The sequence below is a fragment of the Pseudaeromonas sp. HNCC25DJ182 genome (genome assembly GCF_055413365.1).
Map to the genome: position 1 here is coordinate 388,315 of NZ_JBVAYG010000001.1, position 16,564 is coordinate 404,878.

Annotated in this window: 15 protein-coding genes; all 15 read right to left on the minus strand. The window is 54.1% G+C overall.

The window, feature by feature from the left end:
• Positions 1-82: 82 nt before the first annotated feature.
• Entirely contained in the window at positions 83-3,253 is a 3,171-nt protein-coding gene (locus ACZYUB_RS01700) for an efflux RND transporter permease subunit (RefSeq protein ID WP_463945008.1), read from the minus strand.
• Positions 3,250-4,344: an efflux RND transporter periplasmic adaptor subunit gene (locus ACZYUB_RS01705; RefSeq protein WP_463945009.1), complete on the minus strand. Its 1,095-nt coding sequence runs from the start codon at positions 4,342-4,344 to the stop codon at positions 3,250-3,252. The genes ACZYUB_RS01700 and ACZYUB_RS01705 overlap by 4 nt, the downstream gene beginning before the upstream one ends.
• Positions 4,345-4,485: 141 nt before the next feature.
• The gene (locus tag ACZYUB_RS01710; RefSeq protein ID WP_463945011.1) at positions 4,486-4,701 is read right to left on the minus strand and encodes a hypothetical protein; all 216 of its coding nucleotides are present in this window, start codon (positions 4,699-4,701) and stop codon (positions 4,486-4,488) included.
• 91 nt (positions 4,702-4,792) lie between these two features.
• Positions 4,793-5,797: a tryptophan--tRNA ligase gene (gene trpS / locus ACZYUB_RS01715; protein ID WP_463945012.1), complete on the minus strand. Its 1,005-nt coding sequence runs from the start codon at positions 5,795-5,797 to the stop codon at positions 4,793-4,795.
• Positions 5,798-5,815: 18 nt separating this feature from the next.
• Positions 5,816-6,532 carry a phosphoglycolate phosphatase gene (locus tag ACZYUB_RS01720; protein ID WP_463945014.1) on the minus strand — a complete coding sequence of 239 codons (717 nt, stop codon included), beginning with the start codon at positions 6,530-6,532 and terminating at the stop codon, positions 5,816-5,818.
• A complete protein-coding gene (gene rpe, locus ACZYUB_RS01725; protein WP_463945015.1) occupies positions 6,507-7,181 on the minus strand; it encodes a ribulose-phosphate 3-epimerase in 675 nt (224 codons plus the stop codon). The genes ACZYUB_RS01720 and rpe overlap by 26 nt, the downstream gene beginning before the upstream one ends.
• A 79-nt stretch (positions 7,182-7,260) precedes the next feature.
• Entirely contained in the window at positions 7,261-8,097 is an 837-nt protein-coding gene (locus ACZYUB_RS01730; RefSeq protein ID WP_463945017.1) for a Dam family site-specific DNA-(adenine-N6)-methyltransferase, read from the minus strand.
• A gap of 86 nt (positions 8,098-8,183) precedes the next feature.
• A complete protein-coding gene (locus ACZYUB_RS01735) occupies positions 8,184-9,749 on the minus strand; it encodes an AAA family ATPase (protein ID WP_463945019.1) in 1,566 nt (521 codons plus the stop codon).
• Positions 9,746-10,828: a 3-dehydroquinate synthase gene (aroB, locus tag ACZYUB_RS01740; protein ID WP_463945020.1), complete on the minus strand. Its 1,083-nt coding sequence runs from the start codon at positions 10,826-10,828 to the stop codon at positions 9,746-9,748. Before aroB ends, ACZYUB_RS01735 begins: the two co-directional genes overlap by 4 nt.
• A gap of 23 nt (positions 10,829-10,851) precedes the next feature.
• The gene (aroK, locus tag ACZYUB_RS01745) at positions 10,852-11,370 is read right to left on the minus strand and encodes a shikimate kinase AroK (RefSeq protein WP_463945022.1); all 519 of its coding nucleotides are present in this window, start codon (positions 11,368-11,370) and stop codon (positions 10,852-10,854) included.
• Positions 11,371-11,622: 252 nt separating this feature from the next.
• On the minus strand, positions 11,623-13,752 hold the full coding sequence (locus tag ACZYUB_RS01750) for a type IV pilus secretin PilQ (protein ID WP_463945023.1): 2,130 nt from the start codon (positions 13,750-13,752) through the stop codon (positions 11,623-11,625).
• 22 nt (positions 13,753-13,774) lie between these two features.
• Positions 13,775-14,293: a pilus assembly protein PilP gene (locus ACZYUB_RS01755; protein WP_463945025.1), complete on the minus strand. Its 519-nt coding sequence runs from the start codon at positions 14,291-14,293 to the stop codon at positions 13,775-13,777.
• Positions 14,293-14,910: a type IV pilus inner membrane component PilO gene (locus ACZYUB_RS01760; protein ID WP_463945026.1), complete on the minus strand. Its 618-nt coding sequence runs from the start codon at positions 14,908-14,910 to the stop codon at positions 14,293-14,295. The genes ACZYUB_RS01755 and ACZYUB_RS01760 overlap by 1 nt, the downstream gene beginning before the upstream one ends.
• Positions 14,910-15,488 (minus strand): PilN domain-containing protein, encoded by a 579-nt coding sequence (locus ACZYUB_RS01765; protein WP_463945028.1) that lies wholly within the window; start codon positions 15,486-15,488, stop codon positions 14,910-14,912. Before ACZYUB_RS01765 ends, ACZYUB_RS01760 begins: the two co-directional genes overlap by 1 nt.
• Positions 15,476-16,543: a type IV pilus assembly protein PilM gene (gene pilM / locus ACZYUB_RS01770; protein WP_463945030.1), complete on the minus strand. Its 1,068-nt coding sequence runs from the start codon at positions 16,541-16,543 to the stop codon at positions 15,476-15,478. The genes ACZYUB_RS01765 and pilM overlap by 13 nt, the downstream gene beginning before the upstream one ends.
• Between the last annotated feature and the right edge of the window lie 21 nt (positions 16,544-16,564).

A 16,564-nucleotide genomic window follows, 5' to 3' on the forward strand; every position in this document is an offset into this window, starting at 1 on the left:
CACCATGTCAGTCGGGCGTGGACAGGCATCCAGAACAGATACCCCAGCCGTGTCGCCGCCCCATCGCGACGACACGGCCATCTTATGGATTAGCGGATGAATTAGCGCTATCCGCAGCAGGATCCGGACTGGATCCGCCTAACGAACTCCTGTCATCCCGAGTCGTTCGCTCCGCCGCCAGGGCTTGTTCCAGCAGTTGGCTCTGTCGTTCTGGAGCCTGAGTGTGGCGCGCCAATAGACGATAGAAAGCAGGAACCAGCACCAAAGTGACACAGGTGGCCAGTAACATCCCAAAAAACACTACAGTCCCCACCGCCACCCGGCTCTCGTAACCCGCGCCACGAGAGAGCATCAGGGGGATCGCCGCGATGATCGCCGTTGCCGAGGTCATCAGAATGGGGCGTAACCGCCGCACGGCAGCATCGAGGATCGCCGAGAAAAAATCCTGGCCACGACTGCGCAACTGATTGGCAAACTCGACAATCAGGATACCGTTCTTGGTCACCATACCAATCAACAACAGCATACCAATCTGGCTGTACAGGTTCAGGCTCAGACCCAGTAACCACAGTCCCAACAAACCACCGAGGATGCCGAGCGGCACGGTGAACATCACCACCAGCGGATTCAGAAAGCTTTCGAACTGTGCCGCCATCACCAGAAAAGCCACCAGCAGCGCCAGTGCAAATACCGCCAGCACATCCCCTTGGGAATCCCGGTAATCCTTCGACTCACCGGCATAATCCACGGTAATACCGGCCGGGAGGTGGTCCGCCGCCCACTGATCCAGCCAGGCCAGCGCCGAACCCTGAGTCTGACCGACAGGCAGATAGGCACTCAGGGTAATGGCTTTTTGCCGCTGATAGTGCCCGAGTCGTTGCGCCGAGGCGATCACCTCGACTTGAGCCAGGGTAGAGAGAGTCACCATCTCCCCCTTGGCGGATCTCAGGTAGAGATGGCTGAGATCGTTGCCGCTGATGAAGCGCTGCGGATCGGCCCGCACGTAGACATCGTACTCCTCCCCCTTCTCGATGAAGGTGGTCTTGCTGGTACCGCCCAGCAGGGTTTGCAGAGCCTGGCCAATATCCTGCAGCGGAATACCCAACTCGGCGGCCCGCTCCCGTTCGACCCGCACCCGCAACTCGGGGGTCTGCTCGGTGTAGTCCAGATCCGGGTTTTCCAGTACCGGGCTCTGCGCCACCGCTTGCTTGAGTTGTAGCGCCCACTGGTTCAGCTCGGCGTAATCACTGCCCTGCAGCACAAACTGCACCGGCGCCTGGGAGCGGCCGCGAAATCCGGGCTGAAACGGTCGCAGGGAAATATCCGGAATGCCCTGTAACAAGCGCGGCAAGCGCGCCAAAAATTGCTGGGCGGTTTCCTGGCGTTCCGCCCAGTCGGTGAGCTGCACCGTCACCATGCCGGTCTGATCCCCGCCCCGGCCAAACGCCGGAGTACTGAAACTGATGGCACTGACCACCCCTTGGCCGACCAAGGGCAACAGCCGCTGTTCGACCAGTTGCATATTCTTTTTCATCCGCTCGATACTGGTCCCTTCCGCCCCTCGCACCATGACGTAGATGACGCCGCGATCCTCGACCGGAGCCAGATTGCTCGGCACTCGCATATAGAGCGCCGCAATGGCGATCAGCACCAGCAGCATCACCAGAGGCGCAATCCAGGGGCGCTGAAGTAACCAGGCCAATCCGCACCGGTAACTGTGCTCCAGTCGGGTCATGCCAGCTTCCAAACGTCGGGTCAGGGCGTTGCTCTGTTCATGCGTCTTCAACAGCCGCGCCGCCATGGCGGGTGACAATGTCAGAGCGACCAGCGCCGAAAAAAACACCGCCAGTGCAAGGAAGACCGCAAACTCAGTGAACAAACGCCCCATCATGCCCTGCATAAAGGCAATCGGCAAAAACACCATGATCAGCACCGCCGTGGTCGCCACGACCGCGAACCCGACCTCCCGGGTACCATGCCAGGCAGCCAGCAGGGGCGTGCGCCCCTGCAGCAGATGGTGGTGAATATTCTCCACCACCACGATGGCATCATCGACCACCAGACCGATCGCCAGGATCAGCGCCAGCAGGGTGATGAGGTTGATTGAGAAGCCGAAATACCAGGCACCGATACAGGCCGCGACCAGCGAGACCGGAACTGTCACCGCCGGGATCAGCGTCGCCCGCCACTGGCCGATAAACAGATACAACACAGCGACCACCAGAGCTGCGGCAATAGCCAACGTCAGATAGACCTCATCGATGGCTTGGCGGATGAACAGAGTGCTGTTGTAATCCACCACCAACTCGGCGCCCGCCGGGAGAAAGCGTTGTAGTCGTTCAACTTCCCGCACCACGCCATTGGCCATCTCCAGCGGGTTGGCGGTCGACTGGGGAATGATGCCGATACCGACACTGACCTGACCATTACGCTGGTAGGCACTGGCTTCATTCTTCGCGCCCTCTTCGATATCGGCCACATCCCCCAGATAGAGGACCTTTCCCGAGGCCTGGGTCAGCAACGGCAAACGGCGGAAGCTGGCGGCATCCTGAAACTGACGCTCCAGCTGAACCGGGAAGACCATGCTGGCATTGCGGATCTCGCCGCCCGGCAACTCGATATTCTCCCGCGCCAGAGCGTTGAGCACATCGTTGACGGCGACCCCGAGACCACTCATCTGGGCGGTATTCAGGCGAATGTACATCACCTTTTCCAGGTCCCCGGATAAATTCACCGAGCTGACGCCATTGACCAGACTCAAGGACTTGATGAGGCTGCGGTTGGCGTAATCGGTCAGCGCCACCCGATCCATCAATTGGCTGGAGAAGTTTAACCAGATGGCCACCTCCCCCTCGCCGTTCTCCCGCGAGACCACAGGCTCATCAATATCGTCCGGCAGTTGGCGCCGCGCCCGGGACACTCCATCCCGAATATCAGACAGGGCTTCGAGCATGTTCCAACCCTGTTGAAACTCGATGGTGATGCTGCTGCGCCCCTTGCGGCTGGTGGAGATGATGTTGCGGATCCCGCTAATGCCGGAGAGCTGATCCTCCAGCGGCTTGCTGACCTGATTTTCGATGATATCCGGCGCGGCCCCTTCATAGGTGGTAACAATACTCACCGATGGGCTCTGCACATCCGGCATCTCACGCACCGCCAAGCGCGAGAAAGCCACCAAGCCGAAGATCAGCAATAACAGGCTCATCACCAGAGCCAGAACCGGTCGGCGGATCGAGACATCCGAGAGGATCATGGCTGCACTCCGGTAGACGTGGCGGCGGAAGTCGGCTCGGTATCGGAGATGACCTTGACCTGTTGTCCCGATTTGAGCGCCACCAGGCCTTCAACCACCAGACGATCCCCGGCTTTCAGGCCGGAGAGAACGCTGACCTGACTGTCAGCCGACTCACCCAAGACTACCGCCTGCCGCCTCACCCGATTCTCCGGGCCAAGCAGATAGACGAATCGATCACTGCCTTGAAACTCCACCGCTTGCATCGGAATGAGAGGAAGAGGCTCACTGGCAAAAGGTAGGGTGACCTGCATCAGCATCCCAGGACGCAGCAACCGCTGAGGGTTGGGAAACTGGAAGCGGACCTTGAGGTTCAGCGAATCCGCATCCACCCGACTATCGATGGCCTCCAGGGTGCCGCTAAAGGTGTGATCAGGCCAAGCGGCCGTCACTGCCATGACTTCTGTCCCGGGCTGCAAGCGGGAGAAATAGCGCTCCGGAACCGCCAAATCCAACCGCATACTCGCCAGATCATCCAAGTGCAGCAGGGTCTCCCCCGGGTTGACCAGAGCACCGAGACTGACATCAAACAGACTGACGCGCCCGGCAAACGGCGCGAGTAAACGACGTTGAGATAACTCGAAGGCAGCCATATCCCGCCGCGCCAAAGCTTGTTCAACGGCTGCAGTTTGCCCGTCCAGATCGTTTTGCGTCACCACGCCCTTGTGCGCCAGCCGCTGCATGTCGCGTAATTTGCGTTGTTCATTGCGCAAAAACGCCTCGGCCTCGGCAAGTGCGGCTTGTTGCTTGGCATTGTCGAGTTGAATCAATCGCGCTCCGGCTGCAACCTCACCACGGGTCGTATCGGGCAGAGCTGTGATGCGGCCACTCACTTCCGGAGTGATGACAATCGACTGTCTGGCCTGCAGTTTACCAACCAGCGGCAACTGACTGGGCCGCTTGGCAAGCGGTACATCAATGACCCGCACCGGGGTCGGCGCTCGGGCCACAACAGCAGGAGGATGAGAGCCGGAAGCGGCAACGATAAAATAAGAGAGACCAGCAACGATCAACGTCAGCAGCAGTAACGCGCCGAATCGTAATGTGCGCATAGGATGACAACAGGCAGGGACAAGGATGACCCCAGTATATCGCGAGCAAAAGACATTACTTTGTCAAAATCAGACGCAAATTGTGACAAAGCTTGTCAGCTCCCCGCTCAGTTCCTGCGGGAAGAATATCAGCAGGGGAGATCAGCGATTCAATAAAACACCGTACTCCAATTCCCGCTCGCGCTGACATTCAGCCAAGTAGATAGCTGCCAGCACGGGTGCTTGCTTATGGTATTGATCGACCGCTTTAGGAACCATCAACTCCAAGGTCTTCAATGTTTTAGCTTTGCGAAAACGGCGTAGCCAGTAATCTTTGCTTTCCAGTTCGTGGGGTTCAATCTGTTCAGTCTGGGACATGTCTTCTTCGATAATCGGGGAATAAAAACCGCACACCCGTGGCGGCGGATAGAAAACCCCGCGCCGTCAAACCGGCGCGGGCTGGATATTGTTAAACTTTAGGCACAAACCCGACCGCCGCATAGACCTGTTGCAGCGTCTGTTCGGCGCGGGCACGAGCCTTATCGGCACCACGGCTCAATACCGTCAGCAGGTGGGCTTCATCGGCACGCAACTCATGGAAGCGTTGCTGCACCGGCTCCAGCAGAGCCACCACAGCATCAGCCGTCTCACCTTTGAGGTGGCCATACATCTTGCCGGCAAAATGCTGTTCCAAATCGACAATCGATTGGCCCGTCGCGCCATGCATCAAGGTCAGCAGATTAGAGACACCGGGTTTCTCGGCAATGTCATAGCGCACCACTGGCGGCTCTTCAGAATCTGTCATTGCCCGTTTGATTTTCTTGATGATCGACTTGGGATCTTCCAGTAGGCCGATGATGTTGTTCTGATTGTCATCGGACTTCGACATCTTCTTGGTCGGCTCTTGCAAGCTCATCACCCGGGCGCCCTGTTCTGGAATGAAAGGCTCCGGCATGGTGAAGATGTCACCATACAAGGTATTGAAACGATAGGCGATGTCGCGTGTTAACTCCAGATGCTGCTTCTGATCATGACCGACAGGGACCTGATTGGCCTGATACAGCAGAATATCGGCCGCCATCAGCACCGGATAGCCAAACAAACCGACGTTGACGTTATTCTCGTACCGTTGGGACTTGTCTTTGAACTGGGTCATGCGGGACAGCTCACCCATCTGGGTATAGCAATTGAGCACCCATCCCAACTCCGCATGCTGCGGGACATGAGATTGTAAAAAGACAGTGCTCTTGTCCGGATCGATACCGACCGCCAGGTACAAGGCCGCGGCATCCAGACAGGCCTTGCGCAGCGCCTGAGGATCCTGGCGCACCGTAATGGCATGGAGATCCACGATGCAATACAGGCAGTCATAATCATCCTGCATGCGCACCCACTGGCGCAGCGCGCCCATGTAATTACCGATCGTCAATTGCCCGGAAGGCTGGGCACCGCTTAACACAATGGGTTTCGTCATGAGCTTCTCAATTCCCTGTCAATGCGCCAGCAACAAGTCGCCGAGCTGGCAAAAATGATCCATGACCCAATCCGGCTCGCTGGCCGCTATGGGTTCACCATGGTTATAACCGTAGGTCAGGCCGACAACGGGGATCCCCGCCGCTCGCGCCGCCAAAACATCATTTCTGGAATCACCGACCATCAGACTTCGCGCCGGTGACACCTGCAATTGCGTACACACATGCAGCAGAGGCGCCGGATCCGGTTTGCGCTGCGGTAACAGATCGCCGCCGAGAACGCAGTCGAACAGCGAGCTCAAACCCGCTTCCGCCAGCAAGGGCGCCACAAAAGGATGGGGCTTGTTGGTCACAACAGCCAGACGGTAACCGACGGCATGTAACTGACGTAGCACCGACGATACCCCGGGGAACAGGGTAAAGTTCCGGTCCAGTCCAGCCAGATAGCGAGCATCAAACTCGGCACGAACCCGGGCGAGCAGTCCCAGATCGATATCGTTCAGCACCTCGTAAGAGTGCGTCATGGCGCGACGCAGCAGCATATCGGCGCCGTTGCCAATCCACTCTTTTACCTGTTCAAGCGTGGCTCCCGGTAAACCACAGGCTTGCAAGGCAGCATCAACCGCCAGATACAACTGGGGCACACTGTCAATCAGAGTGCCATCCAGATCAAACAACAGCAGGTCAATGGCGGAGCTCTTACGGCCTTGTTCAGCCACGGACTTGAGCCAGTTCATGTCGCATCTGATCGATCACCGCCTTGTAATCGGGCTGGCTGAAAATGGCAGAACCGGCGACAAACATATCGGCACCAGCTGCCGCAATCTCGCGGATATTATCCACTTTGACGCCACCGTCGATTTCCAGACGGATATCCCGACCACTCTGATCAATCAGACGACGAACCTGACGCAGCTTATCCAGGGTACCCGGGATAAAACTCTGCCCGCCGAATCCTGGATTGACCGACATCAGCAGGATGACGTCCAGCTTATCCAGCACATGGTCCAGATAGTGCAGCGGTGTCGCCGGGTTGAACACCAGGCCAGCCTGACAGCCATGATCCTTGATCAACTGCAAACTGCGGTCGATGTGTTCAGAGGTCTCGGGGTGAAAGGTAATCAGGGAAGCACCTGCCTTGGCAAAATCCGGGATCAAACGATCCACTGGCTTCACCATCAGATGCACATCGATTGGCGCCTGAATACCGTAATTGCGTAGCGCCTGACAAACCATGGGACCTATGGTCAGATTCGGCACATAGTGATTGTCCATCACGTCGAAGTGCACCACATCCGCACCGGCCGCCAGGACATTGCTCACATCCTCGCCTAGGCGTGCAAAATCAGCCGACAGTATGGAGGGTGCAATCAAAAAATCGTTCATCGGTTCAATCATCCGCATTGAGAAATAAATCGGCCAAATAGTACTCCAAGCCGGGGGGCGACTCTAGACCACAAACGGGTCACGGCTTGTCAAAATCCATTCCAGGCAGATAGAGCGCCAACAGTTCACCGACCTTGTTCCTATTACCGGCGCTTCGGCTGATAGTGCGCTTGACCTGAATTTCATCCAACGCCGCGCCCCGGTATAGTTCGTAAGTCAGGGCTGTCGCATGGTTGCTGATTAGCACCGGAACCTGGCGCTCCTGCACCGTATGTCGAGCCAGGCGTGCCAGTAGAGCCTGATCATCCAGCGAGAAGCCCTTCGCCGCATAAGTGGTGAAGTTGGCGGAGCTGGACAATGGCACATAGGGCGGATCGCAATACACCACATGATCGCTTTCCAGACGCTCGAAAGTTTTGGAGTAGCATTCGCAAATAAAGGTCGCGCGTTGGGCCTTTTCGGCGAAAACCCACAGTTCCTCTTCCGGGAAGTAGGGACGCTTGTACTTACCAAAAGGAACATTGAAACCGCCCTTTTTGTTATAACGGCAGAGACCGTTGTAACCATGGCGATTCAGATATAAAAATAGCGCCGCTCGCTCTTGTGGCTCCCGACACTGATTGAACGCCAATCGCAATTCGAAATAGGCATCCCGCTGATTGTTACTTTCGTGAAATAGCTGACGGGCTTGCTGGATCACGGCATCCGGCCGAGATTTAAGCAGATTATAAAAATCGATGAGATCCGGATTAATATCCGCCAGCAAATAAGCTTCGTAATCGGTATTAAGGAAAACAGATCCTGCACCGACAAAAGGCTCGACCAATACTCGCCCTTGAGGCAGTCGGGCCGTGATCGCTTCGACCAGAGCATACTTGCCTCCGGCCCACTTGAGAAATGCGCGCGTTTTTTTCATCGATGCGTTGTCATGCTGAAGCGGCCACTCGCCACAAAAAGGGGGCGCATTGTAGCCCCCTCACGAAGTTGATACCACGATTGTGGTTATTTCATCTCTTTTTGCACCTGACCAAAGGATTTGGGCCAAGGCTGACTCTGCTTTAATGCTGCGGGCATGGCATTGATCGCCGCCTTAGCCTGCTTGGCCGATGCATATTCCCCCTGGATCAACACATACCAGGGACTACCCCGGTATTCGGTCTGGTAAATCCAGTAACGTCCGGTCAATTTCTGCTTTTTGGCATAAGTGAGCAGAGGTGTCACTTCAGTACCCGCCGATAATTGCACCGTGTAGCTGCGCAATGATTTTTGCTTCAACTCACTATTACTGCCCAGCGTCGCCTTGCTGCTGACCGTGGGCGCTTTCACCACCGCTGTGCTCTTCGCCGTCGGTGTTACGGCCTTGGTCTCGGTAGGAGCACTCGCCGAAGCCTGCGAGGCTACAGAGCCACTCACCACTTGCGATTGACCGGCCGTAAGCTCTGCCACCAGCGGCTGCATCTGAGATAACGAGGTCACGGCGCCGGAAGTGACTCCGGTTGCACTAGCGGCCGAAGTAGTAGCTGTCGCCGCGGAGACCGGCTTATTTCCTTGCTGGTTCGCCATAATCTCTTTGACCACAGTGTCAGCAATGACCACCCGCCGTTTATCGGCTGGCAATGGCTCATCCAGATCCAGCTGTGCGGTCGCATCGGCCGGCAAGGAGGCTTTCTCTTCCGTCACCCGCACGCTTTGTGCCGCAGGGATCACGGTCGTCGCAACGGCGGCGGAAGGGGACGGATTGTTCGTCTCGGTCCCCGCTGAATTGGCTGGTTCCTGACTTTCGTTCAGCAAAGGCGGAATAACCCAGCTCAGCAACAACACCAGAGCTGCTACGACCCCCAGCGTTGCCAATACTTTATTGGTTGGCAGGGCAGGTCTTTTCAGTATGCTTTTCTTGCTCATGATACTCTCCGCGAGCGCAACAATTTGACCAGGATTTCCAGCACACTGCCGCAACTTGTCGGCCAAAGCGGCAGGATTGGGCAGTAAGGCATAATAGCCGGCACGGCGTAGACAATACTCCAGCAACGCCATTTGCTCATCAGTCGGCAAGGGCTCGATATCAAGTTCCAGCGCCGGACCCACATGCGTATCCAGGCGCCGCACACTCTGTTCGCACCAAGCCGCTTGCCCACAGAGTAACACACTGATTTTATGCGGATGAGGCAAGGCGGCATTAATGGAATACAGGTCCCAAAGCTCGGAAACCAAGTCATCGGGAGCCATATCGGCATCGTCAACTACGAGTAGTAAAGCACTCGGTTCTCGGCCCAGCAGCCGTAATAAGGAATCGGCACAAGGATCGTCCGGATTGAACACCGACATCGGCACCAGTTGCGAAATCAACGACTCGCGCAATCGACTCATAACCGGTACCGAATGACAGCTCAAATAAGCCACCCGCCAGGATGACTCGAACATCGAGAGCAATTGCTCGCACAGTAGCGTACGCCCACTGCCTACTGCACCGGATAAAAAAATGAAAGGAGAAGAGATCGCCAGTAAATGGTGCAACCGCTGCCGAAGTTGCACCTGGCTGGGCAAAGACGGTAGTTGTTGCGGAGTCACATCCGGCGATCCGCTTCAATGACCGCTTGCAGGACTGTTTCCGATACATCAGAGAACAGATCCGCCTGGCCAATATTGGTCGGCAGGATCAAGCGCAACTTCCCTGCCAGAACCTTTTTATCACGCATCATATGGCGGATAAATACCGGAAAATCCATCTCCGCAGGGGCGGACAAGGGAAGCTCGGCCGCAGCCAACAAGGCACAAATGCGCGTCACCTGGGGCTGACTCAGCAGGCCGAGCCGCAACGCTGTCTGGGATGCCAGAACAGTACCAGCTGCCACCGCCTCACCGTGCAACCAGTTACCATAACCCTGCTCCGACTCGATAGCGTGACCAAAGGTATGTCCCAGATTGAGTAGCGCGCGCACTCCGGTTTCTGTTTCATCTTGGGATACGACGTCGGCCTTGATGCTGCAGCAACGCAAAATAGCCTGGCTCAGGAGCGAGGCATCCAGTGCTAGTAAGCCCGTAATGTTGTGCTCCAGCCATGCAAAAAACTCTGCATCCCAGATGATGCCGTACTTAATCACCTCAGCCAGACCGGCCGACAGTTCACGCCGGGGCAAGGTTGCCAGACAATCGGTATCAATAATCACCGCTTTGGGTTGATAAAAAGCACCGATCATATTTTTGCCCAGCGGATGGTTGACGCCGGTCTTACCACCCACCGAGGAGTCCACTTGGGACAGCAAGGTGGTCGGGATTTGAATAAACCCGACACCGCGTTGATAGCTAGCAGCGGCAAACCCAGCCAGGTCGCCAATGACTCCACCACCCAACGCCACTATGGTGGTATCGCGCCCATGCCCACCTTCGAGCAGAGCCGTCATAATCCGACCGAAGCTATCGAGCGTCTTATACGCTTCACCGTCCGGCAAAACACAAGCATCTAGTTGATAACCATCCAGAGTCTGTTGCAGACGCTGTAGATAGAGAGGTGCCACCGTTTCGTTAGTGACTATCATCACCCGACGACCACGAATGGCCTGAGTGAACAAATCACGCTGGGCCAGCAAACCGGAACCTATCGAAATGGGATAGCTTCTGTCAGCGAGTTCAACATTCAACCGTTCCATGGCACCCCTACCTCAACTAATAATTACAGCCCTAGCAACTGAGCAATCTGGTTGGCGACCAACTTGGCACTCTGTTCATCAGTCCGCACCACATAATCCGCAACTTCCTGATAGAGCGGCTCACGCTCATCAGCCAAGCGCAAGAGTACATCGCGAGGATCTTCTTCAGTTTGCAACAGGGGGCGACGTTTATCGCGCTGAGTTCGAGCAAACTGTTTCTCAATCGGTGTCTCGAGGTAAACCACAATCCCCCGGGCAGAAAGGCGATTTCGCGTCTGCGCACTCTTGACTGCGCCACCACCGGTTGCCAGGACTATGCCCTGCATCTCGGTCAGATCACCAATCACCTGTTCTTCTCGCTTGCGGAATCCTTCTTCGCCTTCGACATCGAAGACCCAAGCTATGTCAGCACCGGTACGACGCTCAATCTCCACATCAGAGTCATAAAACTCCATATGCAATTGATCCGCCAGATGTTTACCAATAGTGCTTTTACCTGCCCCCATGGGGCCCACAAGGAAAATATTGCGTTTTTCAGCCATTTTATTCGTCAATAGTCAAAACAAACCTGCCCGCAATAGTGGCGGGAACCCAGGACAAAAAATCCCTAACGTTCGAAACTGGACGGGGAATTATGCAGCAGCCTCCAGATGATGGCAACCGCACATCCCAGAACAGGGCAAATTTGCGCACAACTGCCGCCGATGGACGCTGAGTCGCAAGCAGGTTCCAGACTGGATCTCTTCAATAAAAAAACCCGGCAAACGCCGGGCTTTTTAAGACATAACCCCTGATCAGATGGACTCAACCACGATCTTCGGTGTTACAAAGATCAGCAACTCTCGCTTGCTATTTGCCTCGCTGGTATTCCGGAACAGGACGCCAACCCCGGGAATGTCACCCAAGACAGGGACCTTGGTGACATCTTTCTTGATGGTCTGTTGATAGATACCACCAAGCACGAGCGTTTCCCCATTATCGACCAGAACCTGGGTGCTGATTTGTTGAGTGTTAATCGCGGTACCCGTACCGGTACCGGTTTTCACTTCTTTACCCAACGTATCCTGAGTTACGGTCAAATCGAGAATTACACGGTTATCCGGAGTGATATGCGGAGTGACCTTAAGACTTAACACCGCCTTCTTCCATTCAACCGTGGTCGCGCCACTAGAGCTGGAAGTGTTACTCGGGAACTCAGTCCCCTGCTCGATGATCGCCTCTTTCTGGTTAGCGGTGGTGACCCGCGGGCTGGCAATAATCTCGGCCTTGTTTTCCGTCTCCAATGCACTCAATTCCAAATCGAGCAAGGTGCCATCCGCCAGTTTGGCTACTTGGAAGGCGATGCTCCCAGCGGCGTTGGCGACCGGAAGATTCACATTCAAGCGATCACTGACATCATCACCCGTTGGGACAGTGCCATCAGCCACCGAATCGTTGCCTTCTATAGTGCCCGAAATCGAACCGTTCTCTTCGGCTTTGGTGACACCCCAACGCACGCCAAGCTGCTCATCGACACCATCATCGATGGTCACCATCCGAGCCTCAATGACTACCTGCTTAACCGGTATATCAAGCACTTGCAGCATCCGTTTGATATGGTCGATCACCTCAGGCGTATCCTTTACCAACAGAGTATTGGTACGATCATCGACACTGACGGCGCCACGAGAAGAGAGCAGACGAGTCTTGTCCGTCGACAATAAACTGGCGATCTCTCCCGCCTTGGCATAATTGATCTGAATATATTCAGTCACCAGAGGCGCCAACTCGGCCACCTGATTTTTACTCTCCAAGGTTTGTTTCTCACGCTTGGCAATTTCTTCAGCCGGCGCCACCAACAAAATATTACCATCCAGTCGCTTATCCAGCCCCTTCACCTTCAACACAGTATCCAGCGCCTGCTCCCAGGGCACACCGTCCAGGCGTAGGGTAATATTTCCGGCAACTGAATCCGTGGTCACCAAGTTGAAGTTGTTAAAATCTGCGATCAACTGCAAGACTGTCCGGATAGGAACATCTTGGAAATTCAAGGAGATGGGCTTGCCCTGATACTTGACCTTGCCGGCATCTTTTTTCGCGGTAGTAGCTACTTTTTTAGCAGCCACCTCGACAACAAACAGGTTTTGGGACTGATCATACCGGTAATCAAAACCGCCGCTAATCGATAAGTCCAAAACGATATCATTGCCTTGTTTGGATACGTCAATCTTACCAACCGGAGTGGCAAAATCGGTCACATCCATCAACGCAATCAATTCATCGGCGACGGCTGTCGCATGGAATTTAGCAATCACATGACTGCCTCGGTTGGTAATATCCACCGCTGCCGAGGAGTTATCCAGCCCAACTAACAATTGACCTTGCCCATCCTTCCCGCGGCGAAAATCGATGCTCTTGATCCGGTTGATCGTCGAGGCACTAGTGGGAGACCCCTTAGCCGATACCGAAGCTGCGTCGATTGATGGTGTCGCCACCGGAACTGTACTGGCTACTGCTGCGGTTGCAGCCGCTTGGGTTGCAGGAGCCGCTGGCTCCGCCTGCCCCAAAGTCACCAGCAATGAATTTCCGCTCTGATTGATTTGATAAGGCATGAGTTGCTTCAAATCGACCAGAACATCCAGCCCGGTACCATTCGGTACGACATCGATTTTTTGCACACCTTTACGCTCAACGGGTATCTGATTCATCACCAAAGCAGAGCTGGAGTCAGCAACCTGTAACACCAGTTGATTCGGTTGATATTTTAACCGGTCGACAAAAGAGGACACTGGTTGGTCAAAGTTCAGTTCGAGTTGTAACTGGCCCGCCATCAGAGGATTGACCTTTATTTGCTCAAGCCGGGAGGCAGCTTCAGCAGGCAACCAGACACCAGCTAAAACAGCCAGCATGACAAATTGTCCGATCCTTGATTTTTGTTGATTCATAATCCTTTCCTGCCTGCGCGACTTATTCCGCCACTAAAATATTCAGCTTGGTTGTTCTCTTGACCCAACAACCCTTGCCATCGGGAACAAATTCCTGAAGCTCTACGGCATCAGGCTTAATCGATGTGATCAAACCATGGTTCAAGCCCATGTATTGTCCCTGTGCGACACGATAAACCTCGCCTTCCTGCGAATTAATCAAGGCCCACAACCGACCATTGATTCCCATAGTCCCCCGCATCGAAAGATTATCTAGAGAATATTGCTCCAGAGGCTCTTTCACCCGATTACCATCGGGTTGCAGGCAATCTTTTTTGGCTTCCTGAGTCGGCATTGCCAGTTCAGGTTGCGGCTCAGTGAATGGAGTTCTATCTATTTCCGGCGAAAACTTCATCGCCTCGAAATTCTTGACAACCGGTAGTGGTTCAATCGGCAGTGCAGGACGACTCTTGACTTGGGTCACGTAATCATGAAGTTCATCGCTACCGGTACAGGCCGCTAGTAACAGGAGCATCAAACTGGAGAGAAATAAGCGGTTCATTATTTACTCCCTCCATTTTCAGTCCCAGCTTTCTTGATCGGTTTCTCGTTATAACGATAGGTCTTGGCTAACATACTCATCAGCAGGCCATGACCTTCTTTCTCCCGTACCGTAGTGAAACTATCCAGAATAACTATGCGCGGTAACGCGGCGACATCCGAAGTAAATTTACCCAACTGATTGTACGAACCGGATAATTCAATGCGCATCGGTAACTCGGTAGAAAACTCGTGCTGAATTTCTGGTTCCCAGTTGATCCGGAGCAGTTTCAATCCATTATCCATGGCAATGAAGCTGATATCGTCCAATAAGCCAGCCACTTCGTTCTTGTTCGGCAACTGACGTAACTGCGCCTGAAGCAAGGCCTCCAACTCAATCATTTGCTGCTTATAGGCTTCCAGATTACTGGCAAATCCGGCTTTGATCTCGAATTGAGCCTTCAGTTCAACTTCTTTGCTACGGCTACTGTCGAGTGCCGTAATGGAGTCGGCGATCACATAGACATAACCACCAACACCAATCAACACGAATAATATAATTACAAGCGCAATCTTAACCGGCTTTGGCCAAACCCCGACATTCTGAAAATCTAATTCATTCAACTCTTGCAGGTTCATTATTTCTTCTCCTGCGGATTGGGTTTGGTCAATAGGTCCTGATTCAGGACTTTAAACATCATGGAGAACTCGCTTAACGCCAGGGTTTTGTCATTGGAGACGAAAATCGAGCTAATACTGGTCTGTCCAAGCCAACCACTCTTGTCAATCATGCGCATCATGTTGGCGACTCGGCTATGTGCCTCAGTTTTGCCGACAACATCAACCTGACCGTTCTGCAACGCCAGCGAATCCAGGTAGACACCATTGGTGACCAAAGTGGGCAGATCATTGTACAGATGCACGGCTTGATTACGGCTTTGCTGCAGTTGATCAATTAACCGCATCCGCTCGATTAGATCGCTCCGACGTTTTTTCAGTTTATTAATTTCACCAATCCGCGCATCCAGCAGGGTAATTTCACTCTGCAGATACTGATTCCGCTGCTCCTGATTTTGCAAAGCTTGTTGAAATACAAAATCGACTAACAGAACCAAACTGATCGATACAACCGCCGCGACACCCAGGATGGAAAGAAAAATTCGCTTTTGACGCTGTTTGGAAGCCTCTCGCCAAGGCAATAAGTTTATATTTGACATGGTACAAAGCTCCGCAATGCCAACCCGAGTGCAGTCATGTATTTAGCACCATGTTTGACAAATTCACTCCGATGCTTGGGACTCACACTGAAGGGATCCGGATGTTTCACTTCAACCTGTAATTCCATTGCCAACTGCTCGGCCAAACCAGGGATCAGGCTGCCGCCGCCAGAAAGAATCAACATATCGACTTCCCGATGACCGGAAGAGCTGCAGAACAGTTGAATATTACGGCGAACTTGCTGTACCAGCAGGGTAATATAGGGCGCCAGCACATCCATATCCGCATCAGCAGGCAGACGGCTTTGGACCTTGGTGCGCTCTGCTTCATCCTGCGGAAGGTTGTAAAAGGAGGCGATGGATTGAGTGAAATTGTCACCACCAAAGCTTTGCAAACGCGAGTAGATAATTTCGCCATTGACCATGACGCCGAACGTCAGCGAAACAGCCCCAATATCGACCAGAGCACACACCGCCTGGGCTTTGTCACCGACCAGTTCCGGTAGCAATGCAACGATGGAACGCCCTAACGCATGCAGGCCTACATCCACAACTTTGACTTGCAAACCGGAATCCTGCAGGGTTGTCACTCGACTGGTAATACTATCGGTACGAGCCGCACTGACCAGAACATCGTTTCGGGTAGGGTCGCTCAGGTTCGGACCTAACACCTCAAAATCCAGACTAATTTCATCCAGAGGAAACGGGATCAGCTGCTCGGCCTCCATTTCGATATGACTCTCAAGTTCTGACTCAGTCATCTTGTTGTCAACCTGAGTCACTTTGGTTATCACGTTCGAACCGGAAACTGCAGTCGCCGCGAATCGAAAACGATTGGGCAACAACTTGACTAGTTGTTTTACCGATTGGGAAATTTTTTCAACATCCTGCATCTGGTAATCGACCAGACTGCCCTTCGGGGTTAGGACCTCAATGCAAGCATCGATTTGGAAACGGCCTGGTTTGCCAGAGATCACCACGGCTTTGATGGTCTGGCTACCAAAGTCAATCCCAATCATGGGAAACAGACTACCTTGATTTGTTAAACCAAACATAAATGCATCCGTGCGGTTAGG